Raw genomic sequence first — 16,876 nt, 5'->3', positions numbered from 1 at the left:
CCCGCGACTCATGACGCGGACGGCAACCAATGCTCACCGACGAAATCGCACAGCTCGAAGAGGTCGCCCAGGCGATCGGCCGCAAGCCAGCGTGGTTGAAGCGGCACTGGCTGCGGCTTCACCAGGAGCTGAATTTCCCGCGCAAGATCCCCACCGGCTTTGTCTGGCCGCGTCGGGCTGTCGAAGTGTGGCTGCGTTCGGCCGGGCAGTTCGCGCCCGCGCCTTTGCCCGCCAACCAGAACGGAGAGGCCGGCGACGCCATCAGCGCCGCCGCCGCTGCCCTTCGAGCAAGATATGGAGCAACGCCATGAACTTCGTTTCCGATGCGCCCGCGCCGGGACAGGTCGACCCGCGCGACCTGACCAGCACCCAGCTGGCCGCCCTGCGCACCATCAAACTCTACAGGCTCAACCGCGTCGCCAAGGGCTGGCGCACGGCGGGCTCGCCGCTGGTCACCTACGCCATGGTGCAGATCCTCGGCGCCATGCGCCTGATCATCCGCCGCGACTTCCACGGCAAGCCCCGCCTTGAGCTGACGGGAACCGGCATCAACACGCTTGCCGTTGCCGACGCCAGAAAACAGAAGAGGGCGGCATGACCTTGGCGCCCTTCCTGTTCATGCTCGGCGCCGGCGCCTCGATCGCCTTCCTGCTCGGCCTTGCCGTCACCGCCGCCCATTACCGGCCGCTGCCGAAGCGCACGGGTTTCGAGGTTCGCTATGAACGCTGAATTCTCGCTCGTGCTCGGCTTCCTCGCCGGCTTCACCTGCGGCGGGCTGTTCGCCGCCATGATCATGATCGCCGCCCGTAAGGCGATGCAGCCGCAAGGAGATTGACCGTACGCGCCGCTCCCCCCGGTGCGGATGGCCCGCAGGCAGGATGAGCAACCCCACCCGCTCGCGTACCTGCCGAACCGCCCCGATTCACTTCGGTAGGGGCGAAGCTGCCGGGGTGGCCGTGAATGGCACCCCGGCTTCTTTTTTTGGAGAGAGAGCAGTGACGACGACTGACATGGCAAGATGGTCGCTGGCGTGGCGTAACCATTCCAAGCCTTGCCCCGGGCCTCGCGTCTTGAGGGCTATGCTGGTGCCGCGCGGCACACCGTGCCCACCTGAAGTCTTGGAACTTTGGGTGCCGGGCGGTGGCTACAGCATCGGTTGGGAACTGGTCACCCAGCAACCTATTCGCCGATGGAGCCCCGAGGCGAAAGCCAAGGCGCGCCGGCGAAATTTGCGGCGACGCCTTGAAAAAAAGGTTCCGCTGTTCGCCGACATGTTTGAGGAAGCCGAGTTGACGCGGCGCCCCAGCTACTTCGCCGGCGGCGAGGAACAGCCGCGCAGCCTTTGACATTTCACGGCGCGCGATTCACCCTCGCGCGCGAAAAGACCGGCAACGGAGCCACCCGATGCGCAAGCCACCCTCGATCAAGCATGTCTCATGGCGCGACGGCCGCCCGCGCTTCCAGCCGGGCAAGACGCTGCGCGCCGAAGGCTTCGAGGGCACGAACCTATGCTGGCCGGAAGAGCCGCCGCAAGGCTGGACGCCGGCGGCGCTGCAGCCAGGCGACAAGAACGCCGGCCGCTGGTTTAGCCGCGGCGAGGCCGTGGACTGGTCCGATGCCTTCTGCAAGCAGCGGGCAAAGGAAGCCAAGGCACAATCCGGGCCGAGGCCGGCGCCGACGCGCACCGCGAAATTCTACACGGTCGGCCAGCTGTTCGATGATTGGTTCAAGTCGACAAAATTCCAGCTGCCCACCGACAAGGCCGAGCTGCAGCGGCAGGTCGCGGCCAAGAACGTCTATGCGCGCAAGTCCGTGGTCGACTTCAAGCAGAAGGCGCGCGTCATCGAGCAGCACGATCCGACGCTGTACGCTTCGCCGGTCGACGCGCTGTCGCAGCCTGTGCTGTTCGGCCTCTATGAAGAGCTGGTCGCCAAGCGCGGGATCTCCACCGCGCGCGGCGCCATCGCCGTGCTGTCGATCGCGCTGGGCTGGGGCAAGCGGCGCGGCAAGTTCACCTTCCGCGAAAACCTCGGCGTCAACCCGGCGCAGGATCTGCAGATGGCGACGCCGCCGCCGCGCATCCGCTTCGGCACCCGCACCGAGATCGATACGCTGATCGCGGTCGCCGATCACATCGGCGTCCCCGAATGCGGCGACATGACTATGTTGGGCGTGTGGAGCGGCCAGCGCCAGGGCGACCGGCTGGCGCTTGAGGATTTTGGCCTGATCAAGGGCCGCCGCCATTTCCGCCAGGCCAAGACCGGCGCCATCGTCGCCGTGCTGGAAGCGCCCGAGCTCGAACGCCGGCTTGCGGCGTCGGCCGAGCGCCGGCGCGCCGCCAAGGCTGAGGCACTGCTCGGCGCCGAGGCCGAGGACCGGCCGGCGATCGAGCGCCGTTTCAAGCGCGTCATCCTCAACGAGCACCTCGACAGGCGCTTCAACAAATGCTTCTGGCGGCCGTTCGAGGGCCAGACCTACAGCCATGTTTTTGCCAAGGTGCGCGACATCGGCGTGAAGGGCATCCGCGCTGAAAACGGCGTCGACTGGATCATCAAGCCCTGCAAGACGCTGGCCGATTTTCAGGAGCCCGATCTGCGCGACACGGCGGTGACCTGGCTGGCGCTGGCCGGCTGCACCATTCCCGAAATTTGCGCCATCACTGGACACAGCTTGACCAGCGCGACGCGCGTGCTGAAACACTATCTGGCGGTGCACCCGGAAATGGCCGATACCGCCATCCGGAAGATGGTCGCCTGGTACGACGCCGGCGGCGAAACGGAGTTCGGGATATGAAGATCCCGGCCGGCGCCGAGAAAGTCGAAATGGTTGACGGCCGGGTCTACTACTCCACCGACAACTGGCACACCGTCTACCTCGTCAAGGACGGCAAGGCCCGCAAGCTGAACGGCAAGGAGGCCGACCTTGCGCGTTTCCTCGCCATCAGCCAGGGCTCTTGACGATCGCCAGCTAGCCACCGTCCAGCACGGCCTGTGCGTTCGCCAGCAACAGCTTGAGCCGTTCGCGCTGACTGGCGTCGATCTCGAACGATCCTTCCAGCCGCAGCACCACTTCCTCGTTAAGGCTACGGCCATTTTCGGCGGCTGCAACCTTGAGCCTGCGCTTGAGCGCGGACGATAATCGGATGTGGGACGTGAGGCGGTCTGTCTTCGGCATGACGATCTTATGGCCGAGTCCGCCGGCTGGGGAAATCGCCCCAGCGAATGGGTAAAATATCCCACAACGTGTCCCACCTTTTGCACGGTATCCACCATCGTCCACAGCGATATTATCTAAAGCCGCCCGCCGCGTTGACCCTGCCATCACGCGGTCGTGAATTAAAGGCAGGCCGCTCCCAAGACGGCCGATCGTCACGACAGGCAACACACGGGAAAACGACCGACCATGGAGCAAGACCCTTTGCATCGCATAGACCAGCAGTTGGCCGAGATCGACCATCTGCTGAATGCCCTGATCTTCATCTCCGAAAACGTAGAGGATCACCAGCACGAGCTGATGCGCCACTCGGCAACCAGCCTTTGCTATATCGCGCATGACAAGATCGCGGCCGCCAACCGCGATGTCAGCCTGCTGCTGAGACTAGCCGCCTAGAACAGGTCGCGAACGGCCCGTGCGACTTTCGAAGTCGCACGGGTCGCAAAAGTCGCACAGGTTCCGCCTCTGTTCTTTTGGCAAAACCGCTAACGTATTGATGTTCCACGTGAAACTTTGGTGAGCGCGATGGGATTCGAACCCATGACCTACTGATTAAAAGTCAGTTGCTCTACCGGCTGAGCTACGCGCTCCCGTGGGCGCGAAAGGCTGCCCTCGAAATTGCGCGGAACATAGGGAGAGTGCCTCGACCGGTCAACCGGAAAAAGAGCACTGGCAAGCCGGGCTTTCCCAGCCCTATCATCGTGCCTAACCGGCCGTTTCAATCAAGAGGGAAACGACCCTGGCCAAGTCATTGTACGCCTCTCCCCGGCGCTGCGCACGGGCTGGAGAAACGTTACAAATCAGCAACTTGGCATTTGGCGAGGAACCTTCCCCCGCATCGCCCGTTGTCTCGACACAAGGGACGTCAATCACCCTTTCGAAGGAGAAGACAATGAACAAGATCGTATCGGGTATACTGGCGACCTCCCTGTCAATTTCGTTCGCGGCGGCAGCCATGCCGGCCAATGCGACGCAGATGTTCTTGCCGCAGGCACCGGATGCCTCGTCAAATATCCAGAACGTCGAAGCCCGAAACGGGGATCTCCAATGGAAGAAACGTAATGGAGAGCGCCGCCACTTCAATCGCAATTTCAGCGGCAATCGGAACTTTACCCGGAACAATGATGGCGGCGCCTACTGGAATGGCCATCGCGGCTATCGCGAATACCATCGCGGCTACCGTCGCCACGGCGACTACTGGTTCCCGCTGGCTGCCTTTGCAGCTGGCGCACTGATCAGCGGCGCGATCATCAACAACGAGAACAACCGCGTCTATGAAGGCAACGCGCATGTCCAGTGGTGCTACGATCACTATCGCAGCTACCGCTCTTCGGACAACACCTTCCAGCCGAACTACGGCCCTCGCCGGGAATGCCGCTCCCCCTATTGATCCAGGAATAGGCATTGATGCTGACGAGAGTTTGATAGAAGCCCGCGCCGGCGACGGCGCGGGCTTCTGATCGACTGTTCAGAAGACGAACTGTTTGCCGTCAGCTTGCCCAGTTGATGCTCTTGAGCATCAGATAGAAGCCTCCACCTTCGCTGCTGGAGCACTCCAATCTTTGCAGATTCGAGACATTACCGCACTGAGTTCCCAACCAGGTACTTCCAGCTGATTGTCCGCATCCGTCACATAGGGCTGGGCCAGTTCGTCAGCGCCATTTATCTGTCCGAAGGATCGAACCTGCTTCGCATTGCCAAGCAGCTTGCTGGGCAATTTGAATTTGCCCAAGCCCAGAGCCAGTTGCTCGCCTTGAGACTCGTGGAACCGGCAATCTGGATCCCGGCGACGACCCTGACGGCCCTGTCCTGCGAGAACAAAGGCGTTCCGGCCGTCAGATCGCGACAAACGGGATACCAGTCCAACTTAATTCCCTTAGCCGCATAATCACTATCTGATGGGCGCTTACTGTGTGCTCAACGTCCTGCGCACGGCGTCGCGCCATCCCGCCAGCTTGGCCGATCGAACGGCTGAATCCATGTCCGGCAGGAACCGTCGCTCGAGCGCCCAGCTCTTGGCGAATTCCCGGGCCTTCGGCCACACCCCGGCCTTCGACCCTGCCAGCCAGGCGGCACCGAGCGCCGTCGTCTCCAGAATGGTCGGGCGGTCGACCGGCGCATCGAGGATGTCGGCCAGTCGCTGCATGGTCCAGTCCGATGCCACCATGCCGCCGTCGACCCGAAGCACGGTCTTGGCCGAGGCCTCCTTCCAGTCCTTGCGCATGGCGTCGAGCAGGTCGCGCGTCTGGTAGGCCACGGCTTCCAGGGCGGCGCGAGCAAACTCCGCCGGTCCGGAATTGCGGGTCAGCCCAAAAATGGCGCCGCGGGCTTCGGCGTCCCAGTGCGGTGCACCGAGCCCGACAAAGGCCGGCACCAGATAGACGTTTTGCGTCGGATCGGCCTCGGCCGCCAACTTGCCGCTCTGCTCTGCCTTGCCGATCACCTTGATGCCGTCGCGCAACCACTGCACGGCAGCACCGGCGATGAAGATCGAGCCCTCCAGCGCATAGGTCGTCTTGCCGTTCAGCCGGTAAGCGATGGTCGTCAGCAGCCGGTTCTTCGAACGCACCAGATCGGCACCGGTGTTGAGCAGCGCAAAACAGCCGGTGCCATAGGTGGACTTCATCATGCCCGGCTCAAAGCAGGCCTGGCCAATGGTCGCCGCATGCTGGTCGCCGGCGACACCGAGGATTCTTATTTCGGCACCAAAGAGATTTTTCTCCGTATTTCCATAATCATCGGCACAGTCTTTGACCTCCGGCAGCATTTTGGCGGGGATGTTGAGGATGGCCAGCAGCTCGTCGTCCCAGGCATTCTCTGCGATGTTGTAGACCAGCGTGCGCGAGGCGTTGGTGGCGTCCGTGGCGTGGACCTTGCCGCCGGTCAGCCGCCAGATCAAAAAGCTGTCGATGGTGCCGGCCAGCAGTTCGCCCTTCTCGGCGCGTTTTCTCGCACCCTTCACCTTGTCCAGCATCCACGCGATCTTGGTGCCGGAGAAATAGGGATCGAGCAGCAGGCCGGTCTTTTTCGTGAAAGTCTTTTCCAGACCCTGTTTCTTGAGCTTTTGGCACAGCGGCGCGGTGCGCCGGTCCTGCCAGACGATGGCATTGTGGATCGGCTTGCCGGTCGCCCTATCCCAGATGACGACGGTCTCGCGCTGATTGGTGATGCCGATGGCCGCGACATCCGATGCCGCACGCCCAGCGGCCTTCAGCGCAGCCTTGACCGTCGCCACGACGCTTGCCCAGATCTCTTCCGGATCGTGCTCGACCCAGCCGGAGGCCGGATAGTGCTGGGTGAATTCCTTCTGCCCACTGCCAGCGACTTTCATCTGGTCGTCGAACAGGATCGCCCGGGTCGATGTCGTTCCCTGGTCGATTGCCAGCACAAAACCGCTCATTCCAACGTTCTCCGCCTTCATACAAAGAAGGGAGACGGCAACAAGCCGCCTCCCCAATTTCACACGGGCGCGAGCGCCCGCATAGGACAGTCTTACTTCTGCCAGCTCTTCACCAGCTCATCATAATTGATGGTGATCGGCTTTTCCTTCTCGTTCTCGATCTTCAGCTGAGGCGCGAGATTGCCTTTCTTGACCGCGTCGGCGTTCCAGTAGGCGAGATCATGCTCTTCGGCCATCTTCGGGCCGATATCGCCCTGGACGCCCGACTTCTCGATACGGCTCATGACCTTTTCCTGCTCGCCGCACAGCGAGTCCATCGCTTCCTGCGCCGTCTTGGCACCCGACGATGCATCGCCGATCGCCTGCCACCAGAGCTGTGCCAGCTTCGGATAGTCCGGCACGTTGGTGCCGGTCGGCGACCACTGCACACGGGCCGGCGAGCGGTAGAACTCGATCAGACCGCCGAGCTTGGGCGCACGTTCGGTGAAGCTCTTGTCGTGGATCGTGCTCTCGCGGATGAAGGTGAGGCCGACATGGCTCTTCTTCACGTCCACGGTCTTCGAGGTTACGAACTGCGCGTAGAGCCAGGCGGCCTTGGCGCGGTCCGTCGGCGTCGACTTCATCAGCGTCCAGGAACCGACGTCCTGGTAGCCGAGCTTCATGCCGTCCTTCCAGTAGACACCGTGCGGCGACGGTGCCATGCGCCATTTCGGCGTGCCGTCGTCGTTCAGCACCGCCTTGGCGCCCGCGTCGACCATCGAGGCGGTGAAGGCTGTGTACCAGAAGATCTGCTGGGCAACCGCGCCCTGCGCCGGGACCGGTCCCGATTCCGAGAAGGTCATGCCCTGGGCTTCCGCCGGAGCGTAGGCCTTCAGCCAGTCGAGGTATTTCTGGATCGAGTAGACGGCAGCCGGACCATTGGTGTCGCCGCCGCGTGCCGTGCAGGAGCCGACCGGTCGTGAATTCTCGTCGACCTTGATGCCCCATTCGTCGACAGGCAGGCCGTTCGGGATGCCCTTGTCGCCATTGCCGGCCATGGACAGCCAGGCATCGGTGAACCGCCAGCCAAGCGACGGGTCCTTCTTGCCGTAGTCCATGTGGCCATAGACCTTCTTGCCGTCGATCTCGCGGCCGGTGAAGAACTCGGCGATATCCTCATAGGCAGACCAGTTGACCGGAACGCCGAGGTCGTAGCCGTACTTGGCCTTGAAGTCCGCCTTGTTCTTCTCGTCGTTGAACCAGTCGTAACGGAACCAGTAGAGGTTCGCGAACTGCTGGTCGGGAAGCTGGTAGAGCTTCTTGTCCGGAGCCGTCGTGAAGGAGGTGCCGATAAAATCCTTCAGGTCGAGGTTCGGATTGGTAACATCCTTGCCGTCGCCCGCCATCCAGTCGGTCAGATTGCGCACCTGCTGGTAGCGCCAGTGGGTGCCGATCAGGTCGGAATCGTTGACCCAGCCGTCATAGAGATTCTGGCCGGTCTGCATCTGGGTCTGGATCTTCTCGACGACGTCGCCTTCCTGGATGACGTCATGCGTGATCTTGATGCCGGTGATGGCGGTAAAGGCCGGCGCCAGCACCTGCGATTCATACTGATGCGTGGCGATGGTTTCGGAGACGACCTTGATGTCCATGCCGGCGAACGGCTTGGCTGCGTCAATAAACCACTGCATTTCGGCTTCCTGGTCGGCGCGCGAAAGCGTCGAAAGCGGGCCTATCTCCTTGTCCAGAAAGGCTTTTGCTTCGTCCATCCCCGCGTAGGCATTGCCCGCGCCCAGCAATAGGACAAGGGCAGTCGTTGATGTTAAAAATTGCCGTCGCATGTGTTTCCTCCACTGTTTCAGGTTTCAAGTGCGATCTGGAGCGGCGGCCGGCACGCTGTCGCTCCAACAGTTTCCCCCTCTATACGTAGCGGAACACGCCAATGGCGTAGACTACGGAGAGAGCGAGAGCCCACCACAGGTTGGATCCGACAAGACCCAGCCAAGCGAGATGGATAAAGGCGCTGCCAAGCAGCGAGAGGAAAAGACGGTCGCCGCGCGTCGTCTCGAAGCGCAGGATGCCGACGCGCGGATTGCCGCCCGGCGAGGCGTATTCCCACACCGCCATGCCGCACAGCAACAGCAGGATGGTTGTGAAGAAGGCCGCCGTCGGCCACGTCCACGCCATCCAGGTGAGGTCGAAATTCATGATCATACCCTCCCCAGGGCGAAGCCCTTGGCGATGGTGTTGCGGATGAACTCATGCGTTTGTTTCATCACACCCTCCCCAGGGCGAAGCCCTTGGCGATGTAGTTGCGCACGAACCAGATGACCAGCGCGCCGGGGATCAGCGTCAGCACACCGGCGGCGGCGAGAAGGCCCCAATCCATGCCGGCGGCCGAAACCGTACGCGTCATTGTGGCGGCGATCGGCTTGGCATAGGTGGTCGTCAGTGTGCGCGCGATCAGCAATTCGACCCACGAGAACATGAAGCAGAAGAAGCAGGCGACGCCGATGCCGCTCGCGATCAGCGGCATGAAGATCCTGACGAAGAAGCGCGGGAATGAATAGCCGTCGATATAGGCGGTCTCGTCGATTTCCTTTGGCACGCCCGACATGAAGCCCTCGAGGATCCACACTGCCAGCGGCACGTTGAACAGGCAGTGCGCCAGCGCTACAGCGATATGCGTGTCGATCAGGCCAAAGGCCGAGTAGAGCTGGAAGAACGGCAGCGCGAACACCGCCGGCGGCGCCATGCGGTTGGTCAGCAGCCAGAAGAACAAATGCTTGTCGCCAAGGAAGCGGTAGCGCGAGAAAGCGTAGGCGGCCGGCAATGCCGCGGCCACCGAGATCACCATGTTCATCACCACATAGGTGATCGAGTTGATGTAGCCCGAATACCAGGACGCATCGGTGAAGATGGTGACGTAGTTGGCGATCGTCGGCGCGTGCGGGTAGAGCGTCAGCGACGAGACGATCTCCGCATTGGTCTTGAAGCTCATGTTGATGAGCCAGTAGATCGGCACCAAAAGCAGGATGATGTAGAGCGTTGGCACGATCCACCACCAGCGCGATTCCTCGCCGCGCCGGCGCATGCGCCTGTCGAGATCGCTATGCGACAGCGAACTGGCGAGACCTTCCGTGGCGGCGGATCCATTCATCGCATTCCGCTCGGTCCGTTCATTGGCGCCGCTCATCTCAGCGCTCCGCGTCGTAGTTGGTCATCACGGTGTAGAACACCCACGACAACAGGAGGATGATGAGGAAGTAGACAAGCGACATGGCCGCGGCCGGACCGAGGTCGAACTGGCCAAGCGCCGTCTTGACGAGGTCGATCGACAGGAACGTCGTCGAATTGCCCGGACCGCCGCCGGTTACGACGAAAGGCTCGGTGTAGATCATGAAACTGTCCATGAAGCGCAGCAGCACGGCGATCAGGAGAACGCGCTGCATCTTGGGCAATTGGATGTAGCGGAACACCGCCCAGCGCGAGGCACCGTCGATCTTGGCCGCCTGATAGAAGGCGTCGGGGATGGAGACCAGGCCGGCGTAGCAAAGCAGCACGACGAGGCTGGTCCAGTGCCAGACATCCATGACGATGATGATGACCCAGGCGTCGAACGGGTCCTGCACATAGTTGAAGTCGATGCCCAGCGCGTTGACGTAGTAGCCCAGCAGGCCGATGTCGTTGCGCCCGAACACCTGCCAGATGGTGCCGACGACGTTCCACGGGATCAGCAGCGGCAAGGCCATAAGCACCAGGCAGACCGGTACGCCCCAGCCCTTCTTCGGCATGTTGAGCGCGATGAAGATGCCGAGCGGCACTTCGATGGCGAGGATGATGAATGAGAAAATCAGGTTGCGGGCCATCGCCTCCCAGAAGCGGCGCGACGACAGCAGTTCCTCGAACCACTCCGTACCTGCCCAGAAGAAGACGTTGTTGCCGAACGTGTCCTGCACCGAATAGTTGACGACGGTCATCAGCGGTATGACGGCCGAGAATGCCACCAGCACCAGCACCGGCAACACCAGGAACCAAGCCTTGTTGTTCCAGGTCTTGTCCATCTATGCCCCCATCTCGACACGCCAGGAATCGGCATAGATGTTGATGCCCGCAGGGTCGAACCGCACCTTCGGATGGGCGGGTAACGTCTCGTCCTCGCCGATGACCGCCGCGATTTCGCGGCCTTCCAGCCTGGCGCGCACGACCTTGTGGCGGCCGAGATCCTCAACCTTGCTGATGGATACGGACATGCCCTCGCGGCCGAGCCGCACATATTCGGGACGGATGCCAAGCTCGACAGCACCGCCGCCTGCTTTCGGCACGCCCGGCAACTCGATCCGTTGCGAGCCGAGGGTCGCCGTCCTGCCGTCGATCGCCACCGGCATGACGTTCATGCCGGGAGAGCCGATGAAATAGCCGACAAAGGTGTGGCGCGGCCGCTCGAACAGTTCCGCCGGCGTGCCGATCTGGACGATGCCGCCATCATACATCACCACGACCTGGTCAGCGAAGGTCAGCGCCTCGGTCTGGTCGTGGGTGACATAGACCATGGTGTAGCCGAACCGGCGATGAAGCTGCTTCAACTGCGAGCGCAGCACCCACTTCATGTGCGGGTCGATAACGGTCAGCGGTTCGTCGAACAGGATGGCGTTGACGTCGGAGCGCACCAGACCGCGGCCGAGCGATATCTTCTGCTTCTGGTCGGCGGTCAGGCCCCTCGCCTTCTTCTTCGCCCAGGACGCCAGGTCGATCATCTCCAGCGTCTCGCGCACCTTGCGGTCTACGTCTGCTTCCGGAACCCCGCGGTTGCGCAGCGGGAACGCCAGATTGTCATAGACGGTCATGGTGTCGTAGATGACGGGGAACTGGAACACCTGCGCGATGTTGCGCTCCTGCGTCGACAGACTGGTCACATCCCTGCCGTTGAACAGCAACTGGCCGTGCGAGGGATGAAGCAGGCCCGAAATGATGTTGAGCAGCGTGGTCTTGCCGCAGCCGGAAGGCCCAAGCAGCGCATAAGCGCCGCCGTCCTCGAACGTATGATGCACTTCCCGCAAGGCGAAATCGGCATCCTTCCGCGGATTCGGCAGATAGGAATGGCGGATGTGATTGACGTCGATGCGCGCCATATCGCCCTCCTATGCCGCCAGCTTGGGTGCGGTCACGGCGCGACCGTGCTCGTCGAACACCATGATGTGGCGCGGATCGATGAACACGTCGACCACCTCATCGGTCTCGAAATCGCGAATGCCGTGGGTCAGCATAACCCAGCGCACGTCGGCGAAGTCGAGATGGATGAAACTTTCCGACCCGGTGATCTCGGTGATCGTCACCTTCGCCCGCACCGGCACCGCCGAGGCATTGGGCCGTTCAAGCGAAAGATGATGCGGCTGGAAGCCGACCGTATAGTTGCCATCGGCAATGCCGACGAGCTCAGCGGGCACCGGCAGTTTGACGCCACCTTCCAGCAGGAAGTCGGCGCTCTTCTTGGCCAGCACGATGGTGTTGAGCGGCGGATCGGCGAAGGTCCTGGCCGTCACCAGATCGATCGGCCTGCGGAACACGTCGATGGTCGGTCCGAACTGGGTGATGCGGCCTTCGGACAATGTTGCCGTGTTGCCGCCGAGCAGCAGCGCCTCGTGCGGCTCGGTCGTGGCGTAGACGAAGATGGTGCCGGCGGCGGCGAAAATCCTCGGCAGCTCCGCGCGCAGTTCCTCGCGCAATTTGTAGTCGAGATTGGCCAGCGGCTCGTCGAGCAGCACCAGGCTGGCATTCTTGACGATGGCGCGCGCCAGCGCGGTGCGCTGCTGCTGGCCACCCGACAGGTTCAGCGGCGTGCGGTCGAGATAGGGCGTCAGCTTGAGCAGCGCTGCAGCCTCCCGCACCTGGCTGTCGATCCTGGCCTGCTCGACGCCAGCCACCCTCAGCGGCGAGGCGATGTTCTCGTAGACGGTCATCGCCGGATAGTTGATGAACTGCTGGTAGACCATGGCGATCTTGCGCTTCTGCACCGGCACGCCGGTGACATTCTGGCCGTCGAACCAGACCGAACCGGAGGTCGGCACATCAAGACCCGCCATCAGCCGCATCAGGCTGGTCTTGCCGGAAAGCGTGGGTCCGAGCAGAACGTTGAGCGAGCCATGCTGAAGCGTCAGCGACACATCGCGGATCTGCTCCGCCGCACCGACCGTCTTGGTGACGTTTCTCAGTTCCAGCATGACGCCTCCTCCCAGGCTTTATGCATCAGCTCCAAGCTCGCTTCATTCGGCGGCCGCGACATGCCGCCGGCTTATTCCTCGCATGAATTCGTCAAGTGCCGCCGCCTGCTCGCGGCCCAGATGCAGGCCGTGCTTGGTCCTGCGCCACAGCACGTCCTCGGCCGTGACGGCCCATTCGTTTTCAACGAGATAACGCACCTCGGCTTCGTAGAGATCGGCGCCGAAGCAGCGGCCGAGATCGGCATTCGACCTGGCAAGGCCGAGCAGTGTCCGGGCGCGTGTCCCGTAAAGCCGGGTCAGCCGGCGGGCCAAGCGCGCGTCGAGGAACGGGTAGGCCGACTTCAGTTTCGCCACTTCGGCGTCAAAACCGGTCGCCGGAAAATCGCCGCCCGGCAGCGGTGCATTTGCCGTCCATGGCTTGCCACGCTTGCCGAGGAAACCCTCGATCTTCTCAAGCATCGATTCCGACAGCCGGCGATAGGTGGTGATCTTGCCACCGAAGGCGTTGACGATCGGGGCCGTGCCCTCGCCGCCATCGGCCTTCAGCACGTAATCGCGCGTTGCCTCCTGCGCCTTGGAGGCGCCGTCGTCGTAAAGCGGACGGACGGCGGAATAGGTCCAGACGATGTCCGAACGCTTGACCGGCTGCGCGAAATACTCGCTCGCCGCGGCACACAGATAATCGATCTCGGTCTCGCTGATCTTCACGTCGTGCGGATCGCCGGGGTAGTCTTGGTCGGTGGTGCCGATCAGCGTGAATTCGTCCTCGTAAGGAATGGCGAAGATGATGCGGCCATCCTTGTTCTGGAAGAAATAGGCGCGCGGATCGTCGAACTTCTTAGCGATGACGATGTGGCTGCCCTGCACGAGGCGGACATTGTGCACATCGTTCAGGCCGACGACGCCGGAAAGCACATGATCGACCCATGGTCCGGCGGCATTGACCAGCAGCCGTGCTTTGATCTCTTCGATCTCCCCGTTCTGCAGGTTCTCGATCTTGATTGTCCACACGCCGCCTTCGCGGCGCGCTCCAACCACCTTCGTGCGGGTTCGGATCGTTGCGCCACGATCGGCGGCATCCCGGGCATTGAGCGCCACCAGGCGCGCATCGTTGACCCAGCCATCCGAATACTCAAAGGCCTTCTTGAAAAGCGGTTTCAACGGTTTGCCGGCCGGGTCCCTGGCCATATCCAGCGTCCTGGTCGCCGGCAGCAGTTTGCGGCCGCCAATGTGGTCGTAGAGAAAGAGACCGAGCCTGATCAGCCAGGCGGGCCGGAGGCCCTTGGCATAGGGCAGCACGAAACGCATCGGCCAGATGATATGGGGAGCGTTCTTCCACAGAACCTCGCGTTCCATCAGCGCCTCACGCACCAAACGAAACTCATAGAACTCAAGATAGCGCAGGCCGCCATGGATCAGCTTGGTCGAGCCCGAGGAGGTTCCGCTGGCCAGGTCATTCATCTCGGCGAGAAAGACGGAAAAGCCACGTCCGGCGGCATCGCGGGCGATGCCGCAACCATTGATGCCGCCACCTATGACGAAAATGTCACGGATCGGAGATGCGTCCACAAGTTCCTCCAACGATTTCGCATTGCACCATTTTTGGCTTTTTACGAAACCGTGGCGGAATTATTTCGAAATGAGAACGAATGTCAAACGAAATATCACAAGCACGTGAGAGGCTCGTGATGGCGCCCTGAAAGCCGCTAATCGACCGACGTCTCGATGAGCTGAACCTCCGCTTCCTGACAGATCTTGCGCACCGACGGGATATCGCAACGGTCGGTAATGAAAGTGTTGACCTGCGACAGATGGCCAATGCGCACCGGCGCCGTGCGCTCGAACTTGGTCTGGTCGGAAACCAGAATGACGTGCCTTGCATTGGCGATGATCGCTTGCGCCACCTTGACCTCGCGAAAGTCGAAATCGAGCAAGGCGCCGTCATGGTCGATCGCCGACGCGCCGATCACGGCATAGTCGACCTTGAACTGCCTGATGAAATCGACCGCCGCTTCGCCGACAACGCCACCATCGGAGCCGCGCACTACCCCGCCGGCGATCACCACCTCGATCGAAGGGTATATGCGCATCCTATTGGCAACATTGATATTATTTGTGATGACCATCAGGCCGCTGTGATCCAGCAGCGCCTTGCTGACCGCCTCCGTCGTCGTGCCGATGTTGATGAACAGAGAGGCGTTGTCGGGAATCAGCCTTGCGGCCGCGCGGCCGATCGCCTCCTTCTCCTCGGCGGCGATCTTGCGCCTGGCCTCATACTCCATGTTCTCTATGCCGGATGGAAACAACGCGCCGCCATGGATGCGGGAAAGCAGCCGCTGGTCGCACAGGTCGTTGAGATCCTTGCGTATGGTCTGCGGCGTCACGTTGAAATGGCTGGCCAGATCATCGACCAGCACGCGACCGTGGTCCTTGGCCATCTGGATGATTTCGGCATGACGTGGCGACAGATACATAAGGCAAGCTCCCGTTTTCGTTTTTCTTGTCTATAGTCGAAAACGAAATAGATGAAAAGGCATAAGCCGGCTAATGAAAATCACATGATTGCAAAGGCAAACGCCAACGCAATCCCGACCAGGCCCGATCAAGTCATGCCGCGCGCGATTTCGGTGATGACGACGTAAGCCTCGTCGACGTCGGCGGCGGTCGCTTCGAACTGGCCGACCTGGAACCGGATCGCCACCCTTCCGTCGACCCTCGTTTGTGTCAGATAGATGCGACCATCATCGTTGATCGCATTGACCAATCGCAGATTGTGTTCGTCTGCGTCGGCGCTGGTTGCAGCTTTGTGCCGGAACGAAAACAACGACAGCATGGGTTCGCTGACGATCTCGAAGTCCGCCTCCCTTGCCAGCCGCTCGGCAACACCCTCGCTCCACGCCACATGATTGCGGATCATCGTCCGCAGGTTTTCCAGCCCGTGCGCACGCAGCAGGAACCACAATTTGAGCGCGCGGAAGCGCCGGCCCAGCGGTACCGACCATTCGGAATAGTTGATGATGCCGTCATGGCCGTGGGTCTTCAGATAGTCCGGCTTGATGGCCAGCGTCCTGACATGGCTTTCGGGATCGCGCAGGAACTGGATCGAACAGTCGAACTGCGCGCCCAGCCATTTGTGTGGATTGAAGACGATCGAATCGGCGCCTTCGACGCCGGCCCAGAAATGCCGGTACTCCGGGCAGATCATCGCCGATCCCGCCCATGCCGCATCGACGTGAAGATAGAGCCCGTGCCGTTTCGCCACCTCTGCCATCGCGGCAATGTCGTCGGTGCCGCCTGTGCTGGTACCGCCAACGCAGGCGATGATGCCCGCGGGCTGCATTCCGGCTTGCCGGTCGGCAACGATTGCCGCTTCGAGAGCCGCGGTATCCATGGCGCGAAAACGGCCGGCGACCGGGATTCGTGCGAGATTGTCCTCGCCGATGCCCGATACCCAGATTGCCCGGTCGATCGAGGTGTGCACCTGGTCCGACGAATAGATGCGCAATCTCGCCTGCCCGGCCAGTCCCCTTTTGTTGCCTTGCCAGTCGAGCGCCCGCTCGCGCATGGTCAATACCGCTGCCAGTGTCGCCGACGAGGCCGAATCCTGGATCACCCCCGAGAAGCCTTCCGGCAGGCCGAGCGCCTGGCGCATCCAGTCGACGGTGCGCGTTTCGAGTTCGGTCGCCGCCGGCGAGGTCTGCCACAACATGCATTGGGCGGCCATCGCCGACACCAGATACTCCGCCACCACCGAGACCGGCGCGGCATTCGCAGGGAAATAGGCGAAAAAGCGTGGATGCTGCCAATGCGTCATCCCCGGCAGAACCTTCTCCTCGAAGTCCGCGAAGATCCTGTCCATCGGCTCCGCGTCTTCAGGCGGCGAAGCTTCGATGCTTCTGAAAATGTCACCGGGCTTGACCAGCGGCCGCACCGGCCGCTCGCGCAGTGTGTTGCGGTAGTCGGCGCCCCAGTCAGCGGCGCGCAGCGACCAATGCCGGAATTCATCGTTGTTCATCTTGTCCTCCCGACATGATCCCTCGCCGCCATCCGTCGCGGTTGGCTT

Annotated in this window: 19 protein-coding genes, 1 tRNA gene and 1 pseudogene; 8 read left to right on the top strand and 13 right to left on the bottom strand. The window is 62.0% G+C overall.

Annotation, left to right across the window (positions count from 1 at the left end):
• The first annotated feature begins 29 nt into the window (after positions 1-29).
• The 6 genes from OOJ09_RS12690 (at position 30) to OOJ09_RS12665 (ending at position 2,957) form a co-directional block, all read left to right on the top strand.
• Positions 30-311: a hypothetical protein gene (locus tag OOJ09_RS12690; protein ID WP_269905539.1), complete on the top strand. Its 282-nt coding sequence runs from the start codon at positions 30-32 to the stop codon at positions 309-311.
• Positions 308-598, top strand: coding sequence for a hypothetical protein (locus OOJ09_RS12685; RefSeq protein WP_269905538.1), 291 nt, complete (start codon positions 308-310; stop codon positions 596-598). Before OOJ09_RS12690 ends, OOJ09_RS12685 begins: the two co-directional genes overlap by 4 nt.
• A complete protein-coding gene (locus tag OOJ09_RS12680) occupies positions 595-729 on the top strand; it encodes a hypothetical protein (protein ID WP_269905537.1) in 135 nt (44 codons plus the stop codon). The genes OOJ09_RS12685 and OOJ09_RS12680 overlap by 4 nt, the downstream gene beginning before the upstream one ends.
• A gap of 350 nt (positions 730-1,079) precedes the next feature.
• Positions 1,080-1,346, top strand: a complete 267-nt coding sequence (locus tag OOJ09_RS12675) for a hypothetical protein (RefSeq protein ID WP_269905536.1) — start codon at positions 1,080-1,082, stop codon at positions 1,344-1,346.
• A gap of 58 nt (positions 1,347-1,404) precedes the next feature.
• On the top strand, positions 1,405-2,793 hold the full coding sequence (locus OOJ09_RS12670) for a hypothetical protein (protein WP_269905535.1): 1,389 nt from the start codon (positions 1,405-1,407) through the stop codon (positions 2,791-2,793).
• Positions 2,790-2,957, top strand: a complete 168-nt coding sequence (locus OOJ09_RS12665) for a hypothetical protein (RefSeq protein ID WP_269905534.1) — start codon at positions 2,790-2,792, stop codon at positions 2,955-2,957. Before OOJ09_RS12670 ends, OOJ09_RS12665 begins: the two co-directional genes overlap by 4 nt.
• Before the next feature lie 10 nt (positions 2,958-2,967).
• On the opposite strand, the gene OOJ09_RS12660 is transcribed toward OOJ09_RS12665, so the two are convergent.
• The gene (locus OOJ09_RS12660) at positions 2,968-3,174 is read right to left on the bottom strand and encodes a FitA-like ribbon-helix-helix domain-containing protein (protein ID WP_269905533.1); all 207 of its coding nucleotides are present in this window, start codon (positions 3,172-3,174) and stop codon (positions 2,968-2,970) included.
• A 228-nt stretch (positions 3,175-3,402) separates the two neighbouring features.
• Between OOJ09_RS12660 and OOJ09_RS12655 the strand changes: the two genes are divergently transcribed.
• The gene (locus OOJ09_RS12655) at positions 3,403-3,609 is read left to right on the top strand and encodes a hypothetical protein (protein ID WP_269905532.1); all 207 of its coding nucleotides are present in this window, start codon (positions 3,403-3,405) and stop codon (positions 3,607-3,609) included.
• Between the two features lie 118 nt (positions 3,610-3,727).
• Here the strand turns inward: OOJ09_RS12655 and OOJ09_RS12650 are convergent.
• A tRNA-Lys gene (locus tag OOJ09_RS12650) sits at positions 3,728-3,803 on the bottom strand.
• A gap of 302 nt (positions 3,804-4,105) precedes the next feature.
• On the opposite strand from OOJ09_RS12650, the gene OOJ09_RS12645 reads away from it, so the two are divergent.
• Positions 4,106-4,603 carry a BA14K family protein gene (locus OOJ09_RS12645; RefSeq protein WP_269905531.1) on the top strand — a complete coding sequence of 166 codons (498 nt, stop codon included), beginning with the start codon at positions 4,106-4,108 and terminating at the stop codon, positions 4,601-4,603.
• Between the two features lie 129 nt (positions 4,604-4,732).
• On the opposite strand, the pseudogene OOJ09_RS12640 reads toward OOJ09_RS12645, so the two are convergent.
• From OOJ09_RS12640 to OOJ09_RS12590, 11 genes and pseudogenes are all read right to left on the bottom strand, one after another.
• Positions 4,733-5,034: pseudogene (locus OOJ09_RS12640) on the bottom strand (DUF6882 domain-containing protein).
• A gap of 85 nt (positions 5,035-5,119) precedes the next feature.
• The gene (glpK, locus tag OOJ09_RS12635) at positions 5,120-6,613 is read right to left on the bottom strand and encodes a glycerol kinase GlpK (RefSeq protein ID WP_269905529.1); all 1,494 of its coding nucleotides are present in this window, start codon (positions 6,611-6,613) and stop codon (positions 5,120-5,122) included.
• 92 nt (positions 6,614-6,705) lie between these two features.
• Positions 6,706-8,433 carry an ABC transporter substrate-binding protein gene (locus OOJ09_RS12630; protein WP_269905528.1) on the bottom strand — a complete coding sequence of 576 codons (1,728 nt, stop codon included), beginning with the start codon at positions 8,431-8,433 and terminating at the stop codon, positions 6,706-6,708.
• 79 nt (positions 8,434-8,512) lie between these two features.
• Positions 8,513-8,800, bottom strand: a complete 288-nt coding sequence (locus OOJ09_RS12625) for a DUF2160 domain-containing protein (RefSeq protein ID WP_420107508.1) — start codon at positions 8,798-8,800, stop codon at positions 8,513-8,515.
• 67 nt (positions 8,801-8,867) lie between these two features.
• Positions 8,868-9,686, bottom strand: a complete 819-nt coding sequence (locus OOJ09_RS12620; RefSeq protein WP_420107510.1) for a carbohydrate ABC transporter permease — start codon at positions 9,684-9,686, stop codon at positions 8,868-8,870.
• 103 nt (positions 9,687-9,789) lie between these two features.
• The gene (locus OOJ09_RS12615; RefSeq protein ID WP_269905525.1) at positions 9,790-10,656 is read right to left on the bottom strand and encodes a carbohydrate ABC transporter permease; all 867 of its coding nucleotides are present in this window, start codon (positions 10,654-10,656) and stop codon (positions 9,790-9,792) included.
• Complete coding sequence (locus OOJ09_RS12610; RefSeq protein WP_269905524.1) at positions 10,657-11,724, bottom strand: ABC transporter ATP-binding protein; 1,068 nt, start codon at positions 11,722-11,724, stop codon at positions 10,657-10,659.
• 9 nt (positions 11,725-11,733) lie between these two features.
• The gene (locus OOJ09_RS12605; RefSeq protein WP_269905523.1) at positions 11,734-12,813 is read right to left on the bottom strand and encodes an ABC transporter ATP-binding protein; all 1,080 of its coding nucleotides are present in this window, start codon (positions 12,811-12,813) and stop codon (positions 11,734-11,736) included.
• Positions 12,814-12,855: 42 nt separating this feature from the next.
• Complete coding sequence (gene glpD, locus OOJ09_RS12600; RefSeq protein WP_269905522.1) at positions 12,856-14,382, bottom strand: glycerol-3-phosphate dehydrogenase; 1,527 nt, start codon at positions 14,380-14,382, stop codon at positions 12,856-12,858.
• Between the two features lie 137 nt (positions 14,383-14,519).
• Complete coding sequence (locus OOJ09_RS12595; protein WP_269905521.1) at positions 14,520-15,287, bottom strand: DeoR/GlpR family DNA-binding transcription regulator; 768 nt, start codon at positions 15,285-15,287, stop codon at positions 14,520-14,522.
• Positions 15,288-15,415: 128 nt separating this feature from the next.
• On the bottom strand, positions 15,416-16,828 hold the full coding sequence (locus tag OOJ09_RS12590; protein WP_269905520.1) for a pyridoxal phosphate-dependent decarboxylase family protein: 1,413 nt from the start codon (positions 16,826-16,828) through the stop codon (positions 15,416-15,418).
• Positions 16,829-16,876 lie beyond the last annotated feature (48 nt).

This window comes from Mesorhizobium qingshengii, from assembly GCF_027563465.1.
In the GTDB taxonomy this organism is placed as follows: Bacteria; Pseudomonadota; Alphaproteobacteria; order Rhizobiales; family Rhizobiaceae; genus Mesorhizobium; species Mesorhizobium qingshengii_A.
Note: the sequence above shows the minus strand (reverse complement) of the source record. Positions and strands in the feature narration are given on the sequence as shown.

Bases quoted from the DNA above. Each gene is read 5' to 3' on its own strand.
- OOJ09_RS12690 (WP_269905539.1), top strand. From the start codon at position 30: ATGCTCACCGACGAAATCGCACAGCTCGAAGAGGTCGCCCAGGCGATC.
- OOJ09_RS12685 (WP_269905538.1), top strand. From the start codon at position 308: ATGAACTTCGTTTCCGATGCGCCCGCGCCGGGACAGGTCGACCCGCGC.
- OOJ09_RS12680 (WP_269905537.1), top strand. From the start codon at position 595: ATGACCTTGGCGCCCTTCCTGTTCATGCTCGGCGCCGGCGCCTCGATC.
- OOJ09_RS12675 (WP_269905536.1), top strand. From the start codon at position 1,080: ATGCTGGTGCCGCGCGGCACACCGTGCCCACCTGAAGTCTTGGAACTT.
- OOJ09_RS12670 (WP_269905535.1), top strand. From the start codon at position 1,405: ATGCGCAAGCCACCCTCGATCAAGCATGTCTCATGGCGCGACGGCCGC.
- OOJ09_RS12665 (WP_269905534.1), top strand. From the start codon at position 2,790: ATGAAGATCCCGGCCGGCGCCGAGAAAGTCGAAATGGTTGACGGCCGG.
- OOJ09_RS12660 (WP_269905533.1), bottom strand. From the start codon at position 3,174: ATGCCGAAGACAGACCGCCTCACGTCCCACATCCGATTATCGTCCGCG.
- OOJ09_RS12655 (WP_269905532.1), top strand. From the start codon at position 3,403: ATGGAGCAAGACCCTTTGCATCGCATAGACCAGCAGTTGGCCGAGATC.
- OOJ09_RS12645 (WP_269905531.1), top strand. From the start codon at position 4,106: ATGAACAAGATCGTATCGGGTATACTGGCGACCTCCCTGTCAATTTCG.
- glpK (WP_269905529.1), bottom strand. From the start codon at position 6,613: ATGAGCGGTTTTGTGCTGGCAATCGACCAGGGAACGACATCGACCCGG.
- OOJ09_RS12630 (WP_269905528.1), bottom strand. From the start codon at position 8,433: ATGCGACGGCAATTTTTAACATCAACGACTGCCCTTGTCCTATTGCTG.
- OOJ09_RS12625 (WP_420107508.1), bottom strand. From the start codon at position 8,800: ATGAATTTCGACCTCACCTGGATGGCGTGGACGTGGCCGACGGCGGCC.
- OOJ09_RS12620 (WP_420107510.1), bottom strand. From the start codon at position 9,686: ATGCGCCGGCGCGGCGAGGAATCGCGCTGGTGGTGGATCGTGCCAACG.
- OOJ09_RS12615 (WP_269905525.1), bottom strand. From the start codon at position 10,656: ATGGACAAGACCTGGAACAACAAGGCTTGGTTCCTGGTGTTGCCGGTG.
- OOJ09_RS12610 (WP_269905524.1), bottom strand. From the start codon at position 11,724: ATGGCGCGCATCGACGTCAATCACATCCGCCATTCCTATCTGCCGAAT.
- OOJ09_RS12605 (WP_269905523.1), bottom strand. From the start codon at position 12,813: ATGCTGGAACTGAGAAACGTCACCAAGACGGTCGGTGCGGCGGAGCAG.
- OOJ09_RS12595 (WP_269905521.1), bottom strand. From the start codon at position 15,287: ATGTATCTGTCGCCACGTCATGCCGAAATCATCCAGATGGCCAAGGAC.
- OOJ09_RS12590 (WP_269905520.1), bottom strand. From the start codon at position 16,828: ATGAACAACGATGAATTCCGGCATTGGTCGCTGCGCGCCGCTGACTGG.